This is a genomic window from Actinocorallia lasiicapitis, assembly GCF_054778695.1.
Genome location: NZ_BAAGZI010000380.1, coordinates 1 through 5,555, shown reverse-complemented (window position 1 = coordinate 5,555; position 5,555 = coordinate 1). Strand labels below are relative to the sequence as shown.

Here is a 5,555-nt window from a genome sequence, read left to right as displayed (position 1 = left end):
CCCACCCCCTAACCAAATACCGATTACACCCCTCCCCCACCCATCCCCTACACTGGACCAGCAAGCCCAGCCCTCATCGTCTAGTGGCCTAGGACGCCGCCCTTTCAAGGCGGTAGCACGGGTTCGAATCCCGTTGGGGGTACGCAGAGCAAGGGAATCCCTTGTCTCCAGAGGATCTGTCTTCGGACGGGTCCTCTTTCTGGTTGATGAGGCTTCTGATGGCGGGCATGGCGTCCTCCTTGATCGTCACTCGGATGATCACTTCGTGGGTTCGGGGTAGGTAGCGGAGTTCGAGGTTGAAGCTGCTGTACAGGGCTCGCTGGGCTTCTTCGGGGATTCCGGCGAGGCCGTCGACGGTGACGGGGAGTTCGGCCAGCAGGGTCGGGTCGTCCTGCTTCGGCCGGGTGGCGGTCTCCAGTTCGGTCAGCTCGGCCGTCTTGGCTTTGCGTTGTTTGAGGAGTTCGACGTAGCGGGCGCGCAGGCCGGCCCGGGCTTCCTGGTCGATGTCCTCATCCCCGGTCGGCTCGTACTCCTCCTGCTGGACCATCAGGTTGTTCACCCGCTTGTTCAGGCCCGTCAGCTCGGCCTTGAGCCGGGTGAGTGCGGGCTTCTCTCCGGTGTCGGCCACGACGGCGGCGCCCAGCCATTCACCGTGACTCTCCCCCAGCACCCTGTCGGTAAAGAATTCGTGGACCAGGGTGAGGAGGTCGTCCTCCCTGATCCACAGGCTTTTGGAGTGCTCCTCGTACCAGGCGCGGCGCTGGGAATGGTGTCGCATGTCGACCTCGCACACGAAGTAGGCCGAGTTCCTGCGATGTTTGCCGTACATCCGCCGGTCGCACAGGTCGCACACCACGTAGGAGCGCAACGCGTAGGTACGGACCGTCTGGGGGTGGGGGTTGGCGGCCGAACCTGACCGGACCCCACGCGTGTACTTCCCGATGGGGGTGACGGAGGCGAACAGTTCCTTGGTGACGAGGGGTTCGTGGGTCGGGCGGGACGACCACACCCATCCCTCGGGCGGGTTCTTCTTCCCGCCTTTCTTCGTCGCCCGCCGGTTCCACACCATGTACCCGGTGTATTTCGGGTTGGCGAGGATCTCCCGGATGGCCGCGCCACTCCACCTGCCCAGCCGCCGCCTCGGATCGCCGGGGGTGGGTGGCGGGTTCGCGCCCAGGTCCTCGTTCAGGATGTTCGCGATGGTGTCGTAGCCGTGCTTGCCGACTTTCCGCAGCGTGAAGATCTTCGTGACGACCGGGCCCTCGACCTCGTGCGGGACCAGCCGGGTCTTCGTCCGCCCTTCCGATCGCTTCGCCGCGACGGGGTGGGGGAACTTGTTCGCCCGGTACCCATAGCAGGGTTTGCCGATGTTCCAGCCCTGCTCGGTGTGCTCACAGGTACCGTCCCAGGACTGTTCCAGCATCTGCATGACGTACCACTCCGACACCGCCTGCTTCACCCGCCGGGTCAGCAGCGGCGTCGCCCGCTTGGTCGCCCTGCCACCGGACTTGGGCCGCAAATCCGGAAGCGGCTCATCACCCGCCAGCAACATCACACCCGCCTGCTCCAACTCGTACTCGATCGTCAACACCCTCCCGCACCGGCGCCTCCAAGCCCCTCACCCCGGCTCAACGCGACGCCATCGACCAGGCCCTCCAAGCCAGCCGCAAAGGCACCCCCCAGCCCGCCCTCACCAAAACCCTCGCCCACGAGTTCGAACGCGACCTCCCCGCCCCGGCCATCGCCGAACAGATCAGCAAAAGCGCCACCGACCTCTGCGCTGGCTCGGCACCCCCTACAGCTGGGGCGGCGGCTCCCTCACCGGCCCCTCCTACGGCATCGAACACGGCGCCCGCACCAAAGGCTTCGACTGCTCCGGCCTCACCCGCTACGCCCTCCACCAAGCAGGCATCACCATCCCCCGCATAGCCGAAGACCAGTAGCGCGCCCTCCCCCACATCCCCAAAGGCCGGCAACAACCCGGCGACCTCGTCTTCTTCAAAGGCGCCCTCGGCACCTGGACCAGCCCCGGCCACGTAGCCATGGTCCTCGACCACAACCACATGATCGAAGCCCCCCGACCCAGCAACCGCTGACCGGCGCGAACCAGAAGCCGCAGAGATCGTCACTCCCCGACGACTCCGGCATCACAACCCCTTTGCCGCTTTTTCACGGTCTTCTTCCTACGCTGGAAGGGTCGGTCCGCAGCGCCCGAGCCGGGGCACCGGAAGTGAGGGGAGAAGACCATGCCGACCATCACCGCCAAGGGCATCGCGGTTGCGGCCGGTCTCCTGATGACCAGCACGCTCACGGTGTCGGCCAACGCCGCGACCGCGGAATCCGGCCCGCCGCACCTTTCCACCGCGACCGCACCGCTTACCCCGGCGCCGGTCCAGGACGGAGACTTCACCTTCAAGATCACTAAGGTCGGTGAGCGGACCACACCCATCGGCAGCGAACCGTTCGGGAAGAAGCCACAGGGCAAGTTCGTCCTCGTGTACATCACCATCACCAACCACGGCGACGAAGCCGGAACCTTCCACGGCGGCTCCCAGAAACTCCTCGCGGGCGACAAGGAATACTCCGCCGACGCCACCGCCGCGATCTACCTCAAGTCAGCCAACTCGTTCCTCGAACAGATCAACCCCGGCAACTCAGCCCGCTCCATCCTGGTCTTCGACGTCCCGCGATCAATCCAGCCCACCGGCATCGAATTCCACGACTCGGCCTTCTCCGGCGGCATCACATCACCACTCCGCTAAACAGGCGCGAAGTCTGCCGAGACGAAGTGGGTTCACGATTGTCAGCAGTCTGCGAGTCCTGGACACAGACCTGCCCTCGACCTGAGGGCGGTACAGCGCTCACCCATCGTGGTAGGCAGGGAGAACCGATACGGCTCATAACTCTACGAGGTCGTCGGCGTCGTCGCGGCCTTCCACACGTCACGAGCCCACTCGGGCGCTCGCGAAACGACGAGGGTTCCCCAAAGATAGGCGCCGATCCCCGCCGCCCAGACCACCATGATCACGGGGCTTTCGAGTTTCCCGGAGCTGTCGATATCTGCCAGGTATCCCTTCCCTGAACGCCAGTTGATGAATGCCTCGACGTTCAACATCACGGACCCCAGACAAAAAACCGCGAACATCAGAATCGCCCACGAGGCCAGGAAGAGCACCAGCCCACGGGCGGAGCGACCCCTGATCGCCGCGATAATCGAGACGACGTTGACTGCGACCGGCATCCAGAAGACGTAGAGAGAAAACGGATCGCTGGGCACCGGCCACTCCAGCAGTTGCCAGAACGTCGGATCATGCAGGGGCACCCCCCCGAATGCGTCTCCGACCAGCACTCGGCCCATGTAGTTCGCCAGCAAGTCCGCCATAACCGTCCAGCCCACCAGCAGGCCACCGGTCGCGACAACGGCAACCGCTGCCCCACCTCCCGTGGAAACCCCGGCTGCAACCAGGGTTCGGATCGCCATCCCTACCAGGCCTGCGGCCCTGCCGCCCAGCCGCGCAGCGTCCACCCATCCCTTCACGAACTGATAGAGCACGAACAGCACTGCGGCCGGCCCGAACAGATCCCGCAGAATTTGCAGAATCAGATCATCAGGCTTCGCAAGCCCAGCAAAATCCATAGCAAGCCACCCACCCGCGTCAGGTCCGCGCGAACCCAAAGCAGGCTATTGAACCCGGGAGCTTGACGACCTCACACAAGTTCCATCGTCATCAAGCCGATGCCGAAGCCCCTGCGGTATCACAAACGAACCGTGCGCAGATCAGGAGACATCCCACTGAACCCATTTCATCTGCTGGTGGCGGGGCTGCTGGTCACAGCATGATCGCGGGTTGATGGTTCGTCCCCAGATCTAGCCTCGATGTTTCGTGATGTTGTTCGGGTCGCGTGGCGACCCGAACAATGCTGATTTTCAGCGGTGGGGTCGTGCGGGTGGCCCGGCTGTCGCGTCGGGTGGGCGGGGTTCCACGGGCCCTGGTGGTGTTCCTTCCTGGGGTTGTCGGGGTGGGGTGTGCTGGTCAGGGCGCTGGCAGGGTCTGGAGTCGGCCGATCGCTGAGGCGAGGAGCGCCGACCAGGTCCAGGAGCGGGCGAGGCGGAGGCGGAATCTTCGACCGCCGCGAACCAGGCGTCCAGCGGCGGAGAACAGGCGTAGTCGGAGGCGTTTGGGTTCCCATCTGCGGGCGGGATGATCGTGCAGGGCGAGGAGTTGGATCCAGGCGAGCAGGTCCAGGGCGATCGCGACGATCTCCAGCCAGAGCTGGTTCTGCGCGGTGCCGTGCAGGGGGAGGTTCCGCAGCCCGGTGTCCTTGCCGGTGCGGATGCGGTCTTCGCAGCGGGCGCGCTGCCGGTGGCGGAGTTCTAGGTCAGCGAGCTGGCCTCGGCCGCCGCCGGGCCGGGTGCCGGTGACGAAGCAGGTGAAACGGTGCCCGTCGACGTCGGTGAACCGCAGCTGCGCGCCGGGGTGCGGGCGTTCACGGCGGACGATCACGCGCATGCCGTCCGGCCAGGAGGACAGGTCGAGCAGGCCGGTCAGCTCGGCCACCCACGCGCCCGGCCGGGGCTGGCGGTCGGCGTCGTAGGCGGTTTCCCAGATCTGTTCGGGCAGGGCACCGATGGCGGCGCAGATGTCGTCGGTGAGGTTGAACCCGATGGAGTACTGCAGCTTGCGGCGGGTGACCCAGGTGAGGAACTCGCGGGTGCCGCCCCCCGAATCGGTCCTGACCAGCACGTGCTTGCGGAGATGGTCGGGGATCTGGGCGAGGGCGGTGCGGGCGGTGGTGATGTGGTCGGCGGCCGTGTTCGACCCCGCGTTCCCCGGACGGAGGGTGACCACGGCGGCTTGTCCGGTCCCGCCGGGCCCGTGGCCGATGAACGCGCCCAACGGATGATGCCCGAACGTCCGTTTCCAGGTCGGTGCCGCGTCCTGCTTCTCCGAATGCGCGATCACGATCGTGGCGTCCAGATCGAGCGGGATCAGCCCGCCACCAGCGCCGGGCGCCCGGTCGCCGGCCAGCGCCCACACGTGTTCCCGCGCCGCCGCCCGAGCGGCACGCAACCGAGCCAGTACCTTCGTCCCGCCGCCCGCGAGTGTGCTGACCAGCCGAGACACCGTCGGATCAGAGGCGACCGGACCGAACACCTCCGGGCACTCGCGCAGCACCGCCACATCCGCGAGGCAGTCACCGCCCAACGCGACCGCGACCGCCAGATCCGCGAACACCTTGCCCGGGTCATGGACCGCCCGGCCCTTCCGCCACGGTGAGAGCGCCTCGGCCAGACCCCGCCCAAGGCCCGAGACCCCCACGTCTCGGCCAGCAGCAGGCCACCAGCCTGGCAGACGACCCCCGAACCATCCGAAGACACCACGATCTTCGGTCCCCGCCCCGTAGTCTTCACTCGAAAAGTGCTCTCTGCCCTCGCCCTGGTCTTGCTGTCGCAAGCCCGACCATCGCAGGCCAGGGCAATGCCAGTGAGTTAAGGCATTTGCCCAGGTGAGGGCGCGTTTTGTGGGCCCGGGTCGCGGAGCGGCCCGACGCGT

General features: G+C 66.4%; 2 protein-coding genes, 1 tRNA gene and 3 pseudogenes. 3 read left to right on the top strand and 3 right to left on the bottom strand.

Features of this window, described 5'->3' with window-relative positions:
- Positions 1-69 precede the first annotated feature (69 nt).
- Positions 70-142: transfer RNA gene (locus ACYVE7_RS28120), tRNA-Glu, on the top strand.
- 867 nt (positions 143-1,009) lie between these two features.
- Here the strand turns inward: ACYVE7_RS28120 and ACYVE7_RS28115 are convergent.
- Positions 1,010-1,423, bottom strand: a pseudogene (locus tag ACYVE7_RS28115) (recombinase family protein); the annotation flags it as partial.
- Here ACYVE7_RS28115 and ACYVE7_RS28110 point away from each other — a divergent pair.
- Both ACYVE7_RS28110 and ACYVE7_RS28105 read left to right on the top strand, forming a co-directional pair.
- Positions 1,368-2,096 (top strand): annotated as a pseudogene (locus ACYVE7_RS28110) (C40 family peptidase). The pseudogenes ACYVE7_RS28115 and ACYVE7_RS28110 sit on opposite strands and share 56 nt — an antisense overlap.
- Before the next feature lie 150 nt (positions 2,097-2,246).
- Positions 2,247-2,762: a DUF4352 domain-containing protein gene (locus tag ACYVE7_RS28105; RefSeq protein ID WP_460368772.1), complete on the top strand. Its 516-nt coding sequence runs from the start codon at positions 2,247-2,249 to the stop codon at positions 2,760-2,762.
- 143 nt (positions 2,763-2,905) lie between these two features.
- Here the strand turns inward: ACYVE7_RS28105 and ACYVE7_RS28100 are convergent, their stop codons facing one another.
- A complete protein-coding gene (locus ACYVE7_RS28100) occupies positions 2,906-3,637 on the bottom strand; it encodes a hypothetical protein (RefSeq protein ID WP_460368770.1) in 732 nt (243 codons plus the stop codon).
- Positions 3,638-4,034: 397 nt separating this feature from the next.
- Positions 4,035-5,413: pseudogene (locus ACYVE7_RS28095) on the bottom strand (IS1380 family transposase).
- Positions 5,414-5,555: the final 142 nt, after the last annotated feature.

Excerpts from the sequence above, each read along its gene's own strand:
- ACYVE7_RS28105 (WP_460368772.1), top strand. The coding sequence starts at position 2,247 with ATGCCGACCATCACCGCCAAGGGCATCGCGGTTGCGGCCGGTCTCCTG.
- ACYVE7_RS28100 (WP_460368770.1), bottom strand. The coding sequence starts at position 3,637 with ATGGATTTTGCTGGGCTTGCGAAGCCTGATGATCTGATTCTGCAAATT.